Here is an 18689-nt window from a genome sequence, read left to right as displayed (position 1 = left end):
TTCCTGTTCCTGAGAGGCACCATCCATGGAAACGCCCACTTCGCCGCCGGTCCCGCGTCCCTCGGGTCCCACCGGCCCCTCCGGTCCCGGGCGTCCGGAGATCCCGATCACCACGAGCGTGCCGGTGAAGAAGGAGCGCCGCTGGTCGGTGGCGGCGCTGTGCATCGTGCTGGCGGCCGTCGCCGGGCTGGGCGCGGCCGCCGCGGTCACCTCCGCGAGCGACCGCACCAAGGTCCTGGCCGTCGCACGGGACGTCCCGGCCGGCCAGCCGCTGACGGAGGCGGACCTGACCGTCGCCGAGGTCTCCGCCGACGCCGCGCTCACCCCTGTGCCCGCCGCGCAGAAGGCATCCGTTTTGGGCAAGCGGACAGCGGTCGAGCTGCGCAAGGGCGGGCTGCTCACCGCCTCCCAACTCTCGGTCGGCACCGGCCTCGGGGACGACAAGCAGCAGGTCGGCGTGCAGGTGAAGCGAGGCCAGGCCCCCACCGGAACGCTCGCGCCCGGCGACAAGGTCCTGGCCGTCACCACCCCGGCGCAGAACGAGCAGGCCGGGAACAGGGCCGAGGCGCCTCCGTCGAGCGTGAGCGCGGTTGTAGTAACCGTCTCACGGCCCGATGCCTCCGGCAGCGTCGTCGTCAACCTCGCGGTCGCACCCTCCGACGGTCCGCTGCTCGCCACCCGCGCCTCACAGGGCCGGGTCGCGATCGTCCGCCAGCCACGGAGCAGTTGATGCCGGTCACCGCTCTCGTCTCCGCGAAGTCCTGCGGGGTCACCACCAGCGCGCTCGCGCTCACCCTCGCGTCGAAGCGGCCTTCCCTGCTGGCCGAGTGCGACCCGGCCGGCGGGACGCTGCGCGCCGGATTCCTCCAGGGTGAAATCAACGCGGGCCTGGGCCTGTACCACCTGGCGGCCGCCGAGCGGACCGGGCCGGAGGCCCTGGCGAATGCCTTCGCGTCTCATCTGTGGTCGCTGGACGAGGCCGGGCACCGCAAGCTGCTGCCCGGTCTGACCGATCCGGGGCAGGCCGGTGCGCTGGTCCGGACCTGGACGGCGCTCGGCGAGGTGCTGCATGTGATGGCGGAGGAGGCCGGTCACGACGTCTTCGTCGACGCCGGGCGGATCGCCCTGGAGTCCGGGCGGCTGCACACCACGCTCACCCCGGCGCCGCTGCTGTACCAGGCCGACCTGGTACTGCTGGTCGTGCGGGGCACCGAGCAGTCCCTCACGCTGGCCCGGCACATCATCGAGCCGCTGCGCACCGAGCTCACCGAGCGCGGCAGCGGGATGGACGCGCTAGGGCTGCTGCTGATCGAGGAGGGGGAAGCGCGGGCACATCAGGTCACCGACGCCCTCAAAACGCCGGTGCTGGCCGCGTTGCCGTTCGATCCGTCCACGGCGGGCTTCTACATCAATGGCGGCCGTCCGCCGCGCGGGTACGCGCGCAGTGCTCTGCTGCGGCACGCTCGGACGGCGACCGAGCAGATGGAGGCGGCGGCGTCCCGGCGCCGGATACAGCAGCAGTACCTGGGGCGTAAGAGCAGCGTCCAGATCACGGGGATGCTGCAACGGCTCGCGGAGCGGGGAGGACGTCGTGGCTGACACCCAGCAGCGGCCGGGCGCGGACGGCGCGGTGCCGCCGATGGGCCGCGAGGACATCGCCGGTCTCCTCGTGGGCCGGATCGGACAGCGCCGCGCTCCCGTCACTGGTTCTGCAGCGCCGCCCACGCCCGCCCAGCAGGCTGCGGCGGCCGCCCCTGCCGCTGCGGACGGCGGCGTCACGGCCGTGCCGGCGCTCGCGGGCCTGCCCGGCGCGCTGCCGGTGGCGTGGGACGTGATCGAGGACCTCCAGGCTCGGGTGTCAACGCAGCTGAGCCGCGAGGACCCCGACAAGCTCCTGGAGGAGGCGGACCGGCGGGCGCTGGCCCGGCGTCTGGTGCGCAACGCGGTCGCGGACTGGGCGACCGCCTACGCGCAGGGCAACACCCCACTGACATCCGAGCAGGAGGCGGCGGTCGGGACGGCGGTGTTCGACTCGATGTACCGGGGCGGGCGGCTGCAGTCGCTGCTCGACCAGGACGGCGTCGAGGACGTGATGGTCGACGGGCTGCGCGCGCACGTGGAGTACCACGGCCGGCCCCGGCAGACGATCGAGAAGGTCGCCGACAGCCACGAGGAGCTGATCACCTGGGTCAACCGGATGGCCAGGCTGTCCGGTCACGGCGAGCGTGCGCTGACGCAGGCGACCCCGATGGTGGGCTTCCGCATGCCGGACGGGTCGCGGGTGACCGCGAGCCTGCTGACCACCCGGCCGTCGGTGGTGATCCGCCGGCACCGGATCCGCCAGCACGGGATCGCCGAGCTGGTCCAGTGGGGCTCGATCAACCCGATGCTGGAGCGGTTCCTGACCGCGTGCGTGCACGCCAAGATGAACATCCTGGTTGTCGGCGACATGGGCGCGGGCAAGACGTCTCTCCTGCGCGCGCTGGGGCGGGAGATCCCGCCGTCGGAGCGGCTGGTGACCCTGGAGTCGGACCGTGAGCTGTACTTGGACGAGCCGGGGCCAAAGCCGGGGCCGGTGACGTACGCGTTCGAGGCCCGCCAGTCCAACGGTGAGACCCGCGGCGGCGGCTCGGCGGGTGAGGTGACGATCTCCGACATGTTCGCTACCGCGCTGCGGTACAACGCGACGCGGGTGATCGTCGGCGAGGTGCGCTCCACGGAGATCGTGCCGATGCTGCAGGCTATGTCCGCCGGCGGTTCGGGGTCGATGTGCACGCTCCACGTGCGGCGCCCGCACTCCATCATCAGCCGCTTGGTGCAGCTGTGCACAGAGGCAGGGATGCAGACCGAGGCCGCCCACCACCTCATCGCCTCCTCCATCGACCTGGTCGTCTACTTGACCTACCTGGACGAGACGGCGGTCGGCGGGCAGAAGCACCGCTTCGTCTCCCACATCTACGAGGTCCATGACGTCGTCGGCGAGGGCGGCCGGCCGGTCACCACCGAGCTGTTCGCGCCGCAGGCCGGGGAGATCCGCGCCGTGTACAAGAACATGCCGTCCTTCATAGACGATCTGGAGCTGACCGGGCTGATGCGCCGGGAATGGCTCGCCGACAGACCGTTCGGCGCCTGGATGGGGCCGCTCAGGACGGTGGGGCGCCGGTGAACACCTCTCAGCTCGCTCTCGCGGCGGCCCTGTGCGCCGTCGTCGCCGTCCTGGGCATCGCCGCCGCCGTGCGCGAGGCTCGCGGCCGTGTGGTCGACCCGACGAAACCGGCGTCCCGGATGACCGGGCGGATCCAGAAGGCCCGGGCGGAGCTGCCGGAGAAGTGGCGGCGCCGGTGGCGACACCTGGTCACAGCCGCCGGCATCGCCACACTGGTGGTGTGGGCATGGACCGGCTGGCCGGTGCACGGCCTCCTCGCCGGCGCCGGTGTCTTCGGCCTGCCCTACGTCCTCAACCCCGGCACCGCCGCAGGCCTGCGAATCGAGCGGCTGGAGGCGCTGGGACAATGGCTCAACCACCTCGCTGGCATCCACCAGGCTGGCATCGGCCTGCCGCAGACCATCCGCGCCTCCGCCAAGGCCGCGCCGGAGCCGATCGCTGCGAACGTGCGGGCCCTGTCGGACCGGCTGCGTGCCGGTATGGAGGCGGAGGACGCCTTCGCGCTGTTCGCCGACGAACTCGCCGACGGTGTCAGCGACCACGTCGTGCTCCTGTTCCAGTCCCACGCCGTCTACAAGGGCCCCGGCCTGTCGGACGCCCTCGAAGCGCTGGCGGTCACAATCCACCAGCAGGCCGCAGACGCCCGCGACATCGAGGCCGACCGAGCGAAGGTCCGCAAGTCGTCCCGCATGGTCTCCATGGTCATCTGCGTCGTCGTCATCGGCTGCATGCTCAACGACGCCTGGTCCGGCTGGTACCAGTCGCCGCTCGGGCAGCTCGTCCTGGCAGGCCTGGGCGGCGCGTTCGCCTACACGCTGCGCTGGCTGCGGAAGATCGCCCGATCCGAGCCGGACCCGCGCCTGATTGACCCGCTACCTGTGTCAACCCTGCCCACCCTGACGGGAGGCCCCCGGTGATCCCGATGCACGCCGTCCTGCCCGCGGCGGCCGCCGGCGCGCTGATCGGCCTGGCCGTCCGGGCGCTCCTGCCCGCCCGCCGGGACCTCGCCGCCGCGCTCGACCGCCTCGACGTCGCCAAGACCGGACGACCGCTGGTGACCTCGGCCGCGCCGGTGTCCACCGGAAGCCTCCCCGAGCGGGTCGGCACCCGGCTCCTGGGCGAGTTCGGCGGCCGTCTCACGCTGCCCACCCAGGACCTGGCGCTGCTGCGCATCAGCCCCGCCGAGCACCTCGGCAAGAAGGCGCTGTTCGCCCTGTACGGGCTGCTGCTCCCGCAGTTGCTCCAAGGGCTGCTCGCGCTCGCCGGAAGCCCGCTGCCGTTCGCGATGCCCGCATTCGTGTCGCTGGCACTGGCGGTGCTGTTCTGGCTCTGGCCCGGCAGGGAGGTCGCCCGCGACGCGGCCGCCGCCCGCCAGGTCGTCCGGCACGCGGCCGCCTCCTACCTGGAGCGGGTCGCACTGGCCCGTATCGCGAACTCGGGCGCGGCCCAGGCCCTTACCCAGACTGCGGAGGTGGGCGACGGCTGGATCTTCGCTCGTATGCGGCAGGTCTTCCACCAAGCAGACCTCGCCGGCGTCACCGTGTGGGACGCGCTCAAGCAGCTCGGCGACGAACTCGGCATCCCCGAGCTGACCCGCCCGGCCGACACCCTCGCCCTCGCCGGAGAGGGTGCCGCCGTCTACACCACGTTGCAGGCCCAGGCCCGTCAGCTGCGCATCGCGCTGCTGTCCGACGCGAAAGCCCAGGCGAACGCGGCGTCCGCCGCGATGGTCCTGCCGGTCACGGCTGGCGTCATCCTCATGCTCGTCTTCGTGATGATCCCGGTCACGATCACCATCCTCGGAAGCTGAACACCCAAAAAGGGGGAACCACCATGGACATCCAGACTCTGACCGTGTGGATCAAGAGCCACTACCAGGCCCTCAAGAACCGCGGGGACACCGGCCAGACCTCCACCGAACTCGCCCTCATCGCCGGCGCCCTGCTGGTCGGCGCTGGCCTGCTGGTCGTCGCGATCCGCACCAAGCTCATGGAGAAGATCGGCATTATCAACGGCGGCTGACCGGACGAGAAGACACAGGAGAGCAGAGGGCGAGGAGGCGAGGGTGAGAGATCTGCGGCTGCGCCGCCTCCGGGCGGCGCTCCGACGCCATCCGGGCGGCGACAGGGGGATGGCCAGCATGGAGTTCGCGGTCCTGGCCGTCGTCGTCCTCGCGCTGGGGTTCACCATCATCCAGACCGGCTTCTACTTCCACGCCAAGAGCGTCGCCCAGTCGGCGGCGCGGCAGGGAGTCGAGGCCGGGCGGCAGTACGGCGCCAGCGAGGGCGACGGAGTGGCCCAGGCCCGCACGTATCTGGACCGATTCGGCGGCAGCGTCCAGGGAGCGAGCGTGTCCTCCGACGGAAGCACGGCGGAGATGGTCCGCATCACGGTCCGCGGGCACGTCGCCACTCTGGTTCCCGGGCTGACCTTGGATGTCGCCGAGCACGCGGACGCCCCCGTGGAGCGGGTGACCGCACCATGACCCAAGCCTTGTGTGCCCACTCCACGCGTGGCCGGGAACGCGACCGGGGCTCCTACGCCCTGGAGACTGCGGTCCTGGCCCCGGTGGTGATCGGCCTGCTGCTGCTGATGATCGCGTTCGGGCGGGTCACGAGCGCGGCCGGCTCCGTGGACGGAGCTGCCCGGGCCGCTGCCCGGGCAGCCTCCCTGGAGCGGGACGCCAGCACCGCAAAGGCCAGCGCGCAGGCGGCGGCCGACCGCAGTCTGCAAGGCGAGGGCGTCACCTGCCGGGCTTCCAGCGTCACGGTCGACACCTCCGGCTACGCCCTCGACATCGGGCAGGAGGCGACCGTGACCGCGACGATCACGTGCACCGCTGACCTGTCCGACATCGGGCTGCCGGGCCTTCCCGGCTCCAAGACGCTCACCGCTTCATGGACCAGCTCCATCGACACCTACCGGGGACGCCAGTGACCTCCCTCCCGAAGCGGAACGCGGCCTGGTGGCGGGCGGCAGCAGCCAGCTGCCTCCACCCCCGCGAACGTGACCGCGGGTCGATGTCTCTGTTCTTCGCCCTGATCTCAGTGTCGCTGCTGATGGTGATGGGCCTGCTGGTCGACGGCAGCGGCGCGCTGAACGCGGCCAACCGCGCCACGTCGGCCGCGCAGGAGGCAGCCCGAAGTGCCGGCCAGCAGTTGAACGTGCCCCAAGCTGTCGAGGGCAGCTCCATCACCATCGACCCGGACGCCGCCGTCGCGGCCGCCCAGGACTACCTTGCGGCCGCTGGCCTGGAGGGCAGCGCCGAGATCACCGACGGCGGGCGCAGCCTCACCGTCAACGTCCGCGACAGCTACCAGACCTACTTCGCGCAGTTCGTCGGAGTGGGCACAATCCACGTGACCGGCACCGCGACCGCGCACCTGCAGACTCAAGCCGGAGGCTGAGTTCCATGACCCCCGCCCCCCTGCGCACCGCCGGACTCCTGCTGCGGGCCGTGCTCGGGCTCGTCGTCCTGGCTGCCCTCCTCGCCAGTGTCCCCTACTTGCTGCTGGCAGTCGGACACCAGCCCACCGAGCTCGCCGACGGGTTCAGCCTGGCGGAACAGGACGACGGCCGGCTCTTCCTCGTCGTCCTGACCTGCCTGGGCTGGGCAGGATGGGCCGCCTTCGCCTTCTCCGCCCTGGTGGAGATCGTCGCCGTGCTGCGCCGCCGCTCCGCCCCGAAGATCAAGGGACTGGGATCGCTGCAGTCCCTCGCCTCCTTCCTCGCTGGCGGCATCGCGCTGCTCGCCCCCACCGCCGCGTCGGCAGCAACCGTCACACCCGCCGTCGCGGCAACCGCCGCCCACACCGTGGGCGAGGCCAGCACCGCGGTCGGCAAGGCGGCCGGCGCCGCGTCGGCGCGGTCGGACGAGAACGGTGGGCCCCGACACACAGTGGCTTCGGCCAGCGAGCTGCCCTGGGACCTCGCGGAGGACTACCTGGGCGACGGCAAGCGGTGGAAGGACATCGCCGCGCTCAACCCCGACATCCCTGAACTCGCGGCAGGCGACCAGTACCTCCCCAAGGGTGCCGTCATCAGGCTGCCGGCCGACGCCCGGCCCAACATCCCGGCCGCCGCTCCGGTCCAGGACGATGCCGCGCAAACCCCGGCGTCCGTGACACGGGTCGGCACCTCCCCGGGCACGAACGCTCCCGCCGCCCACTCCGCCTCCGCCGCGACGGCGGACGATGCGGACAGCGTCACGATCCGGGCCGGTGACAGCCTCTGGTCCATCGCCGACGCGCACGGCGACCCTGAGGACTGGCCCGCCATCTACGAAGCGAACAAGGGCGAGCCCGTCCCGGGCGGCGGCACCTTCACCGACCCGGACATGATCTACGTCGGACAGATCCTCGACCTCCCCCAGACCGCCGACCATGAGCCGCCAGCCCCCGAGCGCACCGCCCCGAAGCCGAAGCGGAAGGTGCCCGCGCAGCCCGACGCGCCGAAGCCGCCTGCCTCCCCCGCTCCCGGCACTGAGAAGGCGACTCCGCCCGCCGCCGAGACACCGGCCCCCTCCCCGAGCACACCGGCCCCGGGCCGCACCACCCCCGCTCCCGGCGACGCCACCGCCGCCCCGACCCCGCAGGGCACCATCCCAGCCCCGATCACGTCACCAGACACCGTTCCGCAGGCCGACGGCAGCTCCGCCACAGGCGCCGTCCTCGCGGCGGCGTCTGTGGCGGGCAGTGTCCTGGCCGCTGGCGCCGTCGTCCTGATGCTCCGGCGCCGCCGCGCTCTGCAGCGCCGCCGCCGCGGGACCGGGCTGAACATCGCCATGCCGACCGGCACCGCCGCGGCCACCGAACAGGCGCTGCGCAGCGTCGACTCCAGCGCCGAACTGCTCCTGCTGGACGCCGCCCTGCGCACGCTCGCCTCCCGACTGGTGGCCGAAGGCCGGGAGCTGCCGCCCTTGGCCGCCGTCCAGCTCGGCGCCGAGGGGATCCTGCTGCACCTGTCCGACACCGAGCAGGAAGGGGAGGACCTCACCCCGGAAACCCCCTTCACCACTGTCAAGGACCGCCCCGGAGTCTGGTGGTGCCCGGCTGACTCCGCCGAGCTCCTCAGTGACGACGATCTCGCCAGTGTCGCCGCCCCCTACCCGGCACTCGTCCCCCTCGGCGACGACACGAGGGGTGGTCTCCTCCTGGTCGACCTGGACGAATTCGGCACGCTCCACCTGACGGGCAGCCACCACCTCCAGATGCTCCGCACACTGGGCATCTCCTTGACGCTCTCCCCGCTCGGGGAGGTCGATGTCGCAGCCGCCGGCGAGGACACCGCCCCAGGGCTGGGGCTGCTCGACGCCCAGCGCGTCCAGGAGCACGCAGACCTGGAGTCGGCCGCGGATGCCGCCCGCGCCCATCACACCGACCAGCAGCAACTCATGGCTGACGCCGGACTGCCCGGCATGGCCCACGCACGGCTGTCATCGGAGGCTGACGAGATGAGCCCCCTTGTGGTCCTCGCAGATCTGGACACCTGCCCCTCCCCCGAAGCTGCCGACCGGATCGACACCCTTCTGCAGGACGAGCCACTGTCCTCGACCACGCTCATCACCTCCAGCACCCAGCCCGCCCGCCCCACAGCCAGCGTGTGGGAGATCGACACCGACAGCAGCGACTTCCCAGTGCCGAACACGAACCTGCGGTGCGTACTGTCGATATGCAGCGACGACGAGTACGCCGACATCCTCACCCTCGCCGTGACCGCGGGCTCCGGCACCGGCGTCCCCGCTCCCCCGCCGCTCCCCCTCGACCAGCTCCTCCCCGGTGCCGAAGCCGCTGGCCTGCCAGTCCCCGTGCCGCAGCAGGTCCCGCTGGCGGCCGAGGCGAAGCCAAGCCTGCTGGCCCGCCTCGCCGACCTCGACGACGACCTCGGTGAGGACTTGGACGACACCGAAGACACCGCCACCGGGGAGAGCGACGGCGCGGACGCGGGCCAGAGCGAGCCCGAAGCCGCGCACGAGCCCCCTGCCAGCCCTGCGAAGACCGACGGCAGCACCACGGACGCGGACCCAACCACGGTCGCCACGGCAAGGGACGCCCGCAGCGATGGCGGGAGGAACGCAGTGCCGGTCCTGCCCGCCGCCGCGTCCCCCGGCCATGTCGTCCTGCCCACCGCCCACGCACTGCCCCAGATCACCGTCCGACTACCCGCGCCCCAGTCGGCCGACGGCGCCCGCACGCCTGCGGCTACCTGTACGCCTCTCCCCGAGATCGACTTCCCCGAGGACCGGCCCCTGATCAGCGTCCTGGGCACCGTGGAGATCACCGGCGCCTGCGGCACCGTCGACTCCAACCGCCGCACCCGCGCCACCGAGCTCGCCGCCTTCCTCGTCCTCCACCCCGGCGCCACCGCGCCCCAGATCGACGAAGTCCTCTCCCCGCGCGGCGGCCTGACCAGCCCCAACACCCGCAACACCCGGCTGCGTGACGTCCGCCGGTGGCTCGGCACCGACGACAACGGGCAGCAGTACTTCCGACGCATGACCAAGCACGCCGACGGCCATCGGCTGGTCGACGTCGAATGCGACTGGGCGCAATTCCAGCTCCTGCATGACGTAGCGCTGCAGGTCCCCCGCGAGCAGGGGCCAGTCCTCCTCCGCCGCGCGCTCGAGCTCGTCCGCGGCCGCCCCTTCTCCGGCGTCAGCTCCACCTACTACGGCTGGGCCGAGCCGATCGTGGAGGAGATCAACGACAAGGTCACCAACTCCGCGGCCTTGCTCGCCGACTGGTGCCTGGAGGCCGGGGACGGCCGGGGCGCGCTGTGGGCGGCCCGCCGCGGACTTGACGTCGCCCGCGAACGCGAGGAGCTGTGGCGCCATCGCTTCCGTGCCCTGGCGCTCCTAGGCGACCACGACGGACTCGAAGAAGCCATCCAGCGACTTGAGACTCTCCTCGCCGACAACGGATGGGCCATGGAGGAAGAGACTGCCGAGGCCATCCGCATGGTGCAGGCCACCCGCCGCTGACCATCGGGAAAGGGGGAGGGACCGCCGACTCGGCGGTCCCTCCCCCTTTTCTCGCTCCCGGACATCATCGGGTTGTTCTCGTCGAGGCTCTCAGCCACAGCCCGTGAACCCACGAGCAAAACGCTGGATCCTCACACCGGCCTCCGGCGCCCGGCGCCGGGGTAGTTCCGGTCATACGGGTCACTGTTTGGGTCACTCCCTGAACGGTGACCCAAACAGTGACCCGGCTCGAAAACAGCAGGTCAGACTGGGCGGCACCTCTGAGGAGGAACGGTCCCGAAGGCGGGCAGGGCCGGGAGGTGAGAGAACCGCGTGAGCGGACGCACCCCCGGACGGGTTCTCGCACCGGCCCGCTACCTACCTGGGCAGGCACCTTTCGGGGACTGCAGCGCCCTGGGTCGGATGCCGGGCCTGCCGCGACCACCCCCAGGGCCGGACAGAGCGGGTCAGCCGGTGTAGCCGTCCTTGATGAGGCCAGCGGCGGCTTGCCGACGTTCACTGGCAGCCGTACGGGCCACATTGAGAACACTGCCGATCTCCTCCAGGGACACGGCGTACATGTCCGGTTCGACCGGCCGCTCATGCTCTGGAAGAGCACGGTGCGCAGCCAAGATCATGCGGGCGACTTTCCGCTCTCCGCGCTCTCGGGAGGTCAGGCGAGCGGTGTCGTCGGCTTCCTGCGCGGCGAGCTCAGCCCGGGCGGCAGCCTCCCGGGCGAGTGAGGTTCGCCGGTCGGCCTCCGCCTGCCGCGCGACAGCTTCCTTCCGCTCTGCCTCGGCGGTCTGTGCCGCCGCTTCCCTCTGCGCCGCTTCGTCCGCCGCTCGGGCCCGGGCCAAGCGGTCTTCCTCGGCACGACGCCGGGCGAGCTCGGCGCGTGCATCGGCCTCCGCCTCAACGGCAGTCTTTTCCGCCCGCTCCTGACGTTCCGCGGCACGTTCCGCCTCCAAGGCCTCACGTTCCGCCTCCGCAGCCAGCCGCTCCGCCTCTGCAGCCTGGCGTTCCGTCTCCGAGGATTTCCGTTCCGCCTGCCGCAGGGCCGATTCCGCCGACAGCAGGGCGGTCTTCTCCGCGGTCTCTGCCGCCACCTTCGCCGCCGTCTCGGCCGCACGGGCCTCTGTCTCGGCCGAGGTGGTCTGTGCCGCGATCTGGTGCTTGGCGGCGGTCACCTTCGCGCCGATGCTCATGCGCCGGATGGTCGCCTCGGCCTGGCGCTCCTCTTCCTCCAGAACACGCTGCTCCTCACGTTCAGCGGCCGCCGCAATCCGGACCTGTTCGGCGTCCCGGCGACGGTCGGCGTCCTCCTGCTGTTTGCGGGGCAGGTCCAGAGCCTCGTCCACGCTCATACCGAAGGGCGCCAGAGTGAAGGGCAGCACTGCGGCTGCGCCGGCCTTCTTCCTCCACTTGGGGCCGTGCTGATGCTGAAGCCATGCTTGGTAGATGGTCCGCTCCAGCTCCATGGCGACCATCTGCTTGTAGGAGGTGACGTCCCAGAGCTTCATCCTCCTGAACAGGCACCAGGTCCTCCATGGGGCCAGCAGCCAGCGGTGGAACGGGATCCGGTCCGACTCGATCGCTAGGACCAGCTTGTTGGTGCGGATGATCAGGTGGCGCAGGGCTTCGACGACGGCGACGAAGAGGAGGGGGAGGACGCCGTGCATGAAGGCGCCGAGTGGGTCATCCTTAACGGGCTTCTCGCCCGAGGCCGCGTTGAACACAATCGTGGCCAGGGTCAGGATGTGGGCCACCAGCCGGAGCACGGGCTTGGGCATTCGGCGCCAGACCAGGACCAGGTCCAGCCCGTACATGGCGACGATCCCCGCATCAACGCCGATCGGAAAGACATAAGAGAAGGTGCCGAACCCGTGGTTCAGGGCGAGGTCTCGCAGAGCAGCGTAGGAGCCGGCGAACCCGATGCCAGCGACCACGGCCGCACACAGACCGGAGACGGCAACGACCCATCGCATCGCCTTCACCGACCACGGCTTGGGCGCAGCTGAAGGGCTGGTGCTCTTGCTGGGATCCATACGAACCGGAGGTACGTCTACTGGCGGAACCCTTTCCCGTGCGGGCGGAACGCTGCCCCGTGCGGGCGGAACGCTGCCCCGTGCGGGCGGAACGATTTTCCGGTTTCCTGGAGCAGACTCGTCTGTGTCCGGAACAGTCGGCCCCTTCACCCCGGAAGTAGCCGAAGCCTGGTCATCCGTCAGCACATCACGCATCCCGACAGTCTGCCGTCCGGTACGAGCTGGCGGATTGCAGGGGGGAACTTCATGGAGTGGTAATCCGCCGATCCTCCGGCCGCCAGGGCAGCTTGAGCGTAATGGCGCGGAACAGTGACCACTCCCGCAGGCGCTGAGCCAGGAAGGAGTGGTCGATCGTGGCCCGGGCCATCGGCTGTGCCCACCCCTTGTAGGCGGGACCAGGGTAGAGGCCAGCGGCTCGACGGCGGTCCAGGTGCCACAACACAGCAAAGCCGGCCATCGTCAGGTCTGGATCAGTGAGCTCGTGGCTGACCAGGTCAACTTCGTTCGCGCCGACAACGTGCGCCAGCTTGGCGAGGTAGGCCGCGAGCAAAACATGTGGTCTTTGGTGTCAATGGTGACGATGTCGCTCAGGGGTGGACGGTCCAGCCTCTGGTGCGTGGCGCGGTGGCGACTCGGTGCTTGTGCAGGTCTCCGACGTTTTTGCGGTCCTGATCACTGCGTCACGATGAGTTCCTCTGGGCTGGCCCCAGTAGAGGTGGTACGAACTTGATGTCCCTCGTGCCCCTCGGTGTTGGCTATGATGCCGCACATGGCGGCATACGTTGACCAACGTTTTCGTCCCACGCTCTGGCCGGGTGTCCCCGTTCCCGCCCCGTCGTTGACTCCTCTCCCCGACGCAAGGACCGAAGGGCAGTGGATCGTCTGGACTCCGCGGCTCCGCTCCCCCGATGAGCGGACCGTCCCGCTCCCGGAGGACTTCTACCTGCGTGAGTTAATGAAGCTCGACCCGGCCGATCTGGATGCGGTCGCCGCCTTAATGCGGGCGTACGGGCATCTGGGCGGAGACGTCGGCTCGTTGAGCCTGGACGTGGACGAGCACGACTACTTCACCGAGCTGGCAGACAGGCTGCACCCCGAGCGCGGCCCGTCCGCCCTCCACGGCGAGCTGGCGACCCTGTTCGTCTCACACGCCCAGGACGCCATCGCCACCTGGCTGGCCCTCGGCCGGGGCGAGCTGGACGCACTCGTCGAAGCCGAGGCCACCGAAGAAGAACTCGCCCGGTGGCAGGCCGCGAACAGCCACGAGGAGGAGACCTGGCCACGCGACCTGGACCACATGCGTGAGGAACTGCTGAGTTTGAGGATCGACTCCCTGACCAGCTCCCTCAATTCGGCCCTGAAGCCGTTCAGCATCGGCATCAGCAGCCTCGAAGACCGCTACCCCACGCTCCTGGCCGTAGCATTCCTGCAGCTCTACAACCACCTCGCCGAGGACGCCACAGTCCGAGAATGCGCCAACGAGACCTGCCGGCGGGCCTTCGTCCGCCAGCGCGGTCGCGCCGAGTACGGACAGAACCGCACCACCGGTATCAAGTACTGCACGCGCGAATGCGCCCGAGCCCAGGCCCAGCGGGAACTACGCCGACGCCGCAAGCAACAGAGCCCACTGACAGCACGGAACCCCGAACCTGCTGGGCCCCCGCCGACGGCCCCACCCCTCAAGGAGTCTTGAGGTGATCAGCCTTCGCGAACACCAAGTAGACCAGCGCTCCGCGTTCCGTAGGTGGGTAGGATTCCCTGCAAGGTCATCTGTGCCCCCGCAGGGTGCCCGGGGCACGATCGTGTCAGCGACCGGTTCGGGCAAGACGATCACGGCCGCCGCGTGCGCGCTGGAGTCGTTCACGGACGGCCGGATCCTCGTCACCGTCCCGACCCTGGACCTGCTCGCCCAGACCGCCCACGCGTGGCGCCTCGTGGGCCACCGGGCCCCGATGGCCGCGGTGTGCTCACTGAAGAACGACACGGTGCTGAACGAGCTGGGCGTGCGCACCACCACGAACCCGATCCAGCTCGCCCTCTGGGCCGGGCACGGACCGGTCGTTGTGTTCGCGACGTACGCCTCTCTGGTGGACCGCGAGGACGTCGGCGCTCCAGGCCGGCGGAAGGTTCGCGGGCCGCTGGAGGCCGCTCTGGCGGGCGGGGAGCGCCTGTACGGACAGCAGATGGCCGGCTTCGACCTCGCGATCGTGGATGAGGCCCACGGCACCGCTGGTGATCTTGGTCGGCCGTGGGCGGCGATCCACGACAACGCCCGCATCCCGGCGGACTTCCGGCTCTACCTGACCGCGACCCCGCGCATCCTGGCGGCTCCCCAGCCGCGAAGGGGCGCGGACGGCCAGGAGGCGGAAATCGCGACCATGGCCGGTGACCCGGAGGGCACGTACGGCGCGTGGATTGCGGAACTCGGACTGTCAGAGGCGATCGAGCGCGAGATCCTCGCCGGTTTCGAGATCGACGTGCTGGAGATCCACGACCCCTCGCCGGTCCGTGGAGAATCGGAGGAGGCGCGGCGTGGCCGGCGCCTGGCGCTGCTGCAGACCGCGCTCCTGGAGCACGCCGCCGCGCACAATCTCCGTACGGTCATGACGTTCCACCAGAAGGTGGAGGAGGCGGCGGCGTTCGCGGAGAAGCTGCCGGAGACCGCAGCCGAGCTGTACGTCAACGACGCCTCAGACGAGGACCTGGCCGCCGCAGACAAACTGCCGAAGTCCTCCATCGATGCGGAGTTCTACGAACTCGAGGCCGGCCGCCACGTACCCCCGGACCGGGTGTGGTCGGCGTGGCTGTGCGGCGACCACCTCGTCAGCGAGCGGCGCGAGGTCATCCGCCAGTTCGCCAACGGCATCAACGCCGCCGGGCGCCGGGTCCACCGCGCCTTCCTCGCCAGCGTTCGCGTGCTCGGGGAAGGCGTAGACATCACCGGCGAACGGGGAGTCGAGGCCGTCTGCTTCGCCGACACCCGCGGCTCCCAGGTGGAGATCGTGCAGAACATCGGCCGCGCGCTGAGGCTCAACAAGGACGGCTCCACCAAGGTGGCCAGGATCATCGTGCCGGTGTTCCTGGAGCCCGGCGAGGACCCGCAGGACATGGTCGCCTCCGCCTCGTTCCGCCCCCTTGTAGCCGTTTTGCAAGGCCTGCGCAGTCATGATGAACGACTCGTCGAGCAGCTCGCCTCCCGCGCCCTCACCAGCGGCAAGCGCAAGGTCCACCTCCAGCGCGATGAGGACGGGCGGATCGTCGGGGCTGGTGGAGAGGGCGACGGCGAGGACCAGGAGCAGGACGACACCGACGCCGCTGCCGAGTCCGCCCTGCTGCACTTCTCCTCTCCCCGCGACGCGGCGACGATCGCCGCGTTCCTGCGTACCCGGGTGTACCGGCCGGAGTCGCTGGTGTGGCTGGAGGGCTACCAGGCCCTGATCCGCTGGCGGGCGGAGAGCGAGATCACCGGCGTCTACGCCGTGCCCTACGACGTTGAGGTCGAGGTCGGGGCGACGAAGGCGTTTCCGCTTGGGCGGTGGGTGCATCAGCAGCGGAAGGCCTTGCGGGCCGGGGAGCTGGAGGAGCGGCGCAAGGTCCTCCTGGATGCGCCGGAGGCCGGGATGATCTGGGAGCCGGGCGAGGAAGCGTGGGAGGCCAAGCTCGCCGCGCTCCGGTCGTACCGGCGGGCGACCGGGCACCTCGCGCCGCGTCAGGACGCGGTGTGGGGCGAGGGCGAGGCGATGGTGCCCGTCGGGCAGCACATGGCCAACCTCCGGCGTAAGGGCGCGAAGAACGGCCTGGGCAAGGACCCGGAGCGGGCCGCCGTGCGCGCGGCGCAGCTGACGGAGATCGACCCGGACTGGGACTGCCAGTGGCCGCTGGACTGGCAACGCCACTACCGGGTGCTCGCCGACCTGGTCGACGCCAACGGCCAGCTGCCCGACATCGCACCCGGCGTGCTGATGGACGGCGACGACATCGGCAAGTGGCTCCAGCAGCAGAAGCAGCCGGGCACCTGGTCGCGGCTCCTGCCCGAGCAGCAGGAGCGGCTGACCGTGCTGGGCGTCAAGCCGCTTGAGGAGCCCCCTGCCGCCCCGGCGGCCGGGCGCGCGGCGAAGGGGCGGGGCAAGGCGCAGCAGGCGTTCCAGCGGGGCCTGACGGCCCTCGCGCAGTGGGTGGAACGGGAAGGCGCTGACCGGCCGGTGCCACGCGGCCACAGCGAGGAAATCACGGTCGGCAGCGAGGCGGAACCGGTGGCGGTGAAGCTGGGCGTATGGGTCTCGAACACCAAATCGAGGCGCGACAAGCTCACCCATGAGCAGCTGGAGGCGCTGCGGGAGCTGGGGGTGGAGTGGGCGTGACGATCCTGTCGACGGGTCGTTGAACCGGTCCGACGTTCCAGAGCACAGAGAGACCCCGGGCCGCAGAGGCCCGGGGTCTCGTGTCTGTCTGTAGTTCAGGCCGCGAGCTTCTTGAAGACCGCCTCGAAGCGGTCGAGGGTCTCGTCGTCGACCTGCGCGAAGAAGGCGTCCTTGTCTCGGGTGAGCTGGTGTGCGGGGCCGACGTGATCGAAGTCCCGGGGCTTGCGCTGCTTCTCCCGGGCGATCCCAATGCGCTTGAGGATCGGGAGAGGCGTGTCGGGGGTGATCAGGTCTTCCTCGTTGACCGTGACCTTGGTGGCCTTGTTGTAGAGCCAGAGGTAGTCCTTGGTGGAGAACAAGTCCTCGATGTCGGCGGTGTCCGGGAGCCCGTCGAGCTGGCCGATGACGGTGATATGGGACGTGTCGACTTCGGCAGCCTCGGCAGCGCTGAGAACCTTGGCGGTCACCTTGGTGGTCTCGGCTCCGTCGATGAGCGCGCGAACGGACAGTCGACGCCCCATGACGGCGATGAAGGCCGGCATGTTGCCGATGCCGCCGACCGGAATGATGGCCAGCCGGGGGTCGAGGCCGGTGCGGCCCTGGCTGACCAGGTAGTCGGACATGCGCATGAGGAAGACGAAGTCGCTGCTGCCTTCCACGGCCAGGAGGGGGCCGGCTCCAAGGAACAGGTGCTGCGCCACGGAGTAGCCGAGCGCCGCTTCCACCGGCAGGATCGTCTTGGGATCGGCCGACAGGCTGACAGAGGTGATGACCACACCCAGGCTCGGGTCTGTGCGGGTCGCCTGGTCGTGGATGGCGCGCATGGTCTCGTACCGCGTGGGGTCGATCATGTGCTGGGAGTGGGTGGTGTAGAGGACCTGCTGCTTGGGCCCGAGCTCACCGTAGACGTACCGCAGGAAGTCGCCCTGCGCCTCCCCGTGCAGGCTGGTGCCCGGTTCATCCAGCAGGACAACGACGCGCTCATCGGTGTCGCGGTAGGCACTGAACGCGGCGAGAAAGGAGAAGAACCACTGGAAGCCTGTGGAGCGAGTGGAGAAGTTGGTCTCCACACCACCGTGCCGGTCATCGCGCAGCTCGATCTTGAGCAGCCGGTGATGAGGCTGCGGCTGGCCGTTGACGTCCGGGGGCATGGGAATCAGGTCGGTGTCGAAGACGACCGTGAGGTCCTCGTTCTGCTTCCAGTACTCGAAGACCTGAGCGCTCAGGTCCAGGCTGGCGGCCTGGAGCTCCGCCTTGCGGCTGGCGTAGTCCTCGTCCAGGAAATCCTCCGGCCCCTCCCCCGCAAGTCGGAGCAGGGACATCATGGTTTCGTCCCCGCGCTCCCACTGCTTGGTCCTCCCGCGTTCGGTGAGTGAGTGGAGGTCGCAGTCGCCCGGGAGCATCTCGTAGCTGGAGAAGTAGAAGAACTTCGGGAGCAGCTCGATCAGCTGGTCCTGCTCGTCGTCGTCGAGAGTGCCTTCGACGTACCGCTCGCGCCGGTCCAGTTCGGCCGGAACCTTCTCGATCGCCTTCACCCGGGCCGTCTTCTTGCCGCCGCCCACTTCCTTGGCGCGGGCCTTCGCCGCGGCGCTCACGGCCTCGATGGTCGTTTGGTCCCCAGCAATGGCCTTCTGGTCCTCCTCATCGTCGACACCTGCTTCTTCGAAGACGTCCGTCAGAACATCCTCGAGGGCGCAGTGGACATCGACTCGGAGGCTGCCGTCGTAGAGGCGGGACGCCTTGACGTACGCCCTCGCCGGCGGCCGTACGCCGAGCAGTTCCTCGATCGCGTCGAAGTCCGCATCTTCCAGCTTGAAGACGGCAGTCACGGGAGCGACCGTGTCGAGGTCCTTTGTGCGCCGGTGCCTGGACAAGTCCCGCCGCGGGTAGTCGGTGGTGACGTGGAAGTCGTCGGCGTTGTTGGCCGGGTTCAGCCGATGCAGAGCCTTAAGTACTGTCGTCTTGCCCGACTCGTTCTTGCCGATCAGGCACGTGACCTCGGGGTCGACCGCCATGGTCTGCTTGTTCGTGATGTTGCGGAACGCCTCGATCTCCACGGACGTCACCAGCATGGCACTCCCCTCCAAGGGCCACGTTGCCCTTGTCTGATCCGCACAGCGCGACACCTGTGCCACACGGGACAGATGCGGCCACGCGTT

Annotated in this window: 15 protein-coding genes; 12 read left to right on the top strand and 3 right to left on the bottom strand. The window is 70.2% G+C overall.

All coding sequences use genetic code 11. The features are described from left to right. Positions 1-25 precede the first annotated feature (25 nt). The 10 genes from ABZZ79_RS29215 to ABZZ79_RS29170 all read left to right on the top strand — a co-directional run bounded on the left by ABZZ79_RS29215 (position 26) and on the right by ABZZ79_RS29170 (position 10145). Positions 26-730 (top strand): SAF domain-containing protein, encoded by a 705-nt coding sequence (locus ABZZ79_RS29215; RefSeq protein WP_356693704.1) that lies wholly within the window; start codon positions 26-28, stop codon positions 728-730. Next, positions 730-1599 carry a hypothetical protein gene (locus ABZZ79_RS29210; RefSeq protein ID WP_356693702.1) on the top strand — a complete coding sequence of 290 codons (870 nt, stop codon included), beginning with the start codon at positions 730-732 and terminating at the stop codon, positions 1597-1599. Before ABZZ79_RS29215 ends, ABZZ79_RS29210 begins: the two co-directional genes overlap by 1 nt. Next, positions 1592-3166, top strand: coding sequence for a CpaF/VirB11 family protein (locus ABZZ79_RS29205; RefSeq protein WP_356693700.1), 1575 nt, complete (start codon positions 1592-1594; stop codon positions 3164-3166). Before ABZZ79_RS29210 ends, ABZZ79_RS29205 begins: the two co-directional genes overlap by 8 nt. Continuing rightward, entirely contained in the window at positions 3163-4083 is a 921-nt protein-coding gene (locus ABZZ79_RS29200) for a type II secretion system F family protein (RefSeq protein WP_356693698.1), read from the top strand. The genes ABZZ79_RS29205 and ABZZ79_RS29200 overlap by 4 nt, the downstream gene beginning before the upstream one ends. 5 nt (positions 4084-4088) lie before the next feature. Continuing rightward, entirely contained in the window at positions 4089-4976 is an 888-nt protein-coding gene (locus tag ABZZ79_RS29195; RefSeq protein ID WP_356693746.1) for a type II secretion system F family protein, read from the top strand. Positions 4977-4999: 23 nt separating this feature from the next. Further along, complete coding sequence (locus ABZZ79_RS29190) at positions 5000-5188, top strand: LPXTG cell wall anchor domain-containing protein (RefSeq protein WP_356693696.1); 189 nt, start codon at positions 5000-5002, stop codon at positions 5186-5188. A 43-nt stretch (positions 5189-5231) separates the two neighbouring features. Further along, positions 5232-5651 carry a TadE/TadG family type IV pilus assembly protein gene (locus ABZZ79_RS29185; protein WP_356693694.1) on the top strand — a complete coding sequence of 140 codons (420 nt, stop codon included), beginning with the start codon at positions 5232-5234 and terminating at the stop codon, positions 5649-5651. Beyond that, positions 5648-6103 carry a TadE/TadG family type IV pilus assembly protein gene (locus ABZZ79_RS29180; RefSeq protein WP_356693692.1) on the top strand — a complete coding sequence of 152 codons (456 nt, stop codon included), beginning with the start codon at positions 5648-5650 and terminating at the stop codon, positions 6101-6103. The genes ABZZ79_RS29185 and ABZZ79_RS29180 overlap by 4 nt, the downstream gene beginning before the upstream one ends. 83 nt (positions 6104-6186) lie before the next feature. Continuing rightward, a complete protein-coding gene (locus ABZZ79_RS29175; protein WP_356693690.1) occupies positions 6187-6573 on the top strand; it encodes a pilus assembly protein TadG-related protein in 387 nt (128 codons plus the stop codon). 5 nt (positions 6574-6578) lie between these two features. Next, positions 6579-10145, top strand: a complete 3567-nt coding sequence (locus ABZZ79_RS29170; RefSeq protein ID WP_356693688.1) for a LysM peptidoglycan-binding domain-containing protein — start codon at positions 6579-6581, stop codon at positions 10143-10145. Between the two features lie 446 nt (positions 10146-10591). Here the strand turns inward: ABZZ79_RS29170 and ABZZ79_RS29165 are convergent, their stop codons facing one another. Both ABZZ79_RS29165 and ABZZ79_RS29160 read right to left on the bottom strand, forming a co-directional pair. After that, positions 10592-12169, bottom strand: a complete 1578-nt coding sequence (locus ABZZ79_RS29165) for a DUF2637 domain-containing protein (RefSeq protein WP_356693686.1) — start codon at positions 12167-12169, stop codon at positions 10592-10594. A 244-nt stretch (positions 12170-12413) separates the two neighbouring features. Further along, positions 12414-12719: a hypothetical protein gene (locus ABZZ79_RS29160; protein ID WP_356693684.1), complete on the bottom strand. Its 306-nt coding sequence runs from the start codon at positions 12717-12719 to the stop codon at positions 12414-12416. Between the two features lie 405 nt (positions 12720-13124). On the opposite strand from ABZZ79_RS29160, the gene ABZZ79_RS29155 reads away from it, so the two are divergent. Both ABZZ79_RS29155 and ABZZ79_RS29150 read left to right on the top strand, forming a co-directional pair. Next, positions 13125-13862, top strand: a complete 738-nt coding sequence (locus ABZZ79_RS29155; protein WP_356693682.1) for a hypothetical protein — start codon at positions 13125-13127, stop codon at positions 13860-13862. Between the two features lies 1 nt (position 13863). After that, on the top strand, positions 13864-16530 hold the full coding sequence (locus ABZZ79_RS29150; protein WP_356693680.1) for a Helicase associated domain protein: 2667 nt from the start codon (positions 13864-13866) through the stop codon (positions 16528-16530). Positions 16531-16625: 95 nt separating this feature from the next. Here the strand turns inward: ABZZ79_RS29150 and ABZZ79_RS29145 are convergent, their stop codons facing one another. Then, on the bottom strand, positions 16626-18602 hold the full coding sequence (locus tag ABZZ79_RS29145) for an AAA family ATPase (RefSeq protein WP_356693678.1): 1977 nt from the start codon (positions 18600-18602) through the stop codon (positions 16626-16628). Positions 18603-18689 lie beyond the last annotated feature (87 nt).

Origin of the sequence: Streptomyces sp. NPDC006458 (assembly GCF_040612135.1) — a bacterium.
In the GTDB taxonomy this organism is placed as follows: Bacteria; Actinomycetota; Actinomycetes; order Streptomycetales; family Streptomycetaceae; genus Streptomyces.
The sequence above is the reverse complement of the archived record's forward strand: the minus strand, read 5'-3'. Positions and strand labels throughout refer to the sequence as shown.

Excerpts from the sequence above, each read along its gene's own strand:
- ABZZ79_RS29215 (WP_356693704.1), top strand. The coding sequence starts at position 26 with ATGGAAACGCCCACTTCGCCGCCGGTCCCGCGTCCCTCGGGTCCCACC.
- ABZZ79_RS29210 (WP_356693702.1), top strand. The coding sequence starts at position 730 with ATGCCGGTCACCGCTCTCGTCTCCGCGAAGTCCTGCGGGGTCACCACC.
- ABZZ79_RS29195 (WP_356693746.1), top strand. The coding sequence starts at position 4,089 with ATGCACGCCGTCCTGCCCGCGGCGGCCGCCGGCGCGCTGATCGGCCTG.
- ABZZ79_RS29190 (WP_356693696.1), top strand. The coding sequence starts at position 5,000 with ATGGACATCCAGACTCTGACCGTGTGGATCAAGAGCCACTACCAGGCC.
- ABZZ79_RS29180 (WP_356693692.1), top strand. The coding sequence starts at position 5,648 with ATGACCCAAGCCTTGTGTGCCCACTCCACGCGTGGCCGGGAACGCGAC.
- ABZZ79_RS29175 (WP_356693690.1), top strand. The coding sequence starts at position 6,187 with ATGTCTCTGTTCTTCGCCCTGATCTCAGTGTCGCTGCTGATGGTGATG.
- ABZZ79_RS29170 (WP_356693688.1), top strand. The coding sequence starts at position 6,579 with ATGACCCCCGCCCCCCTGCGCACCGCCGGACTCCTGCTGCGGGCCGTG.
- ABZZ79_RS29165 (WP_356693686.1), bottom strand. The coding sequence starts at position 12,169 with ATGGATCCCAGCAAGAGCACCAGCCCTTCAGCTGCGCCCAAGCCGTGG.
- ABZZ79_RS29155 (WP_356693682.1), top strand. The coding sequence starts at position 13,125 with ATGAAGCTCGACCCGGCCGATCTGGATGCGGTCGCCGCCTTAATGCGG.
- ABZZ79_RS29145 (WP_356693678.1), bottom strand. The coding sequence starts at position 18,602 with ATGCTGGTGACGTCCGTGGAGATCGAGGCGTTCCGCAACATCACGAAC.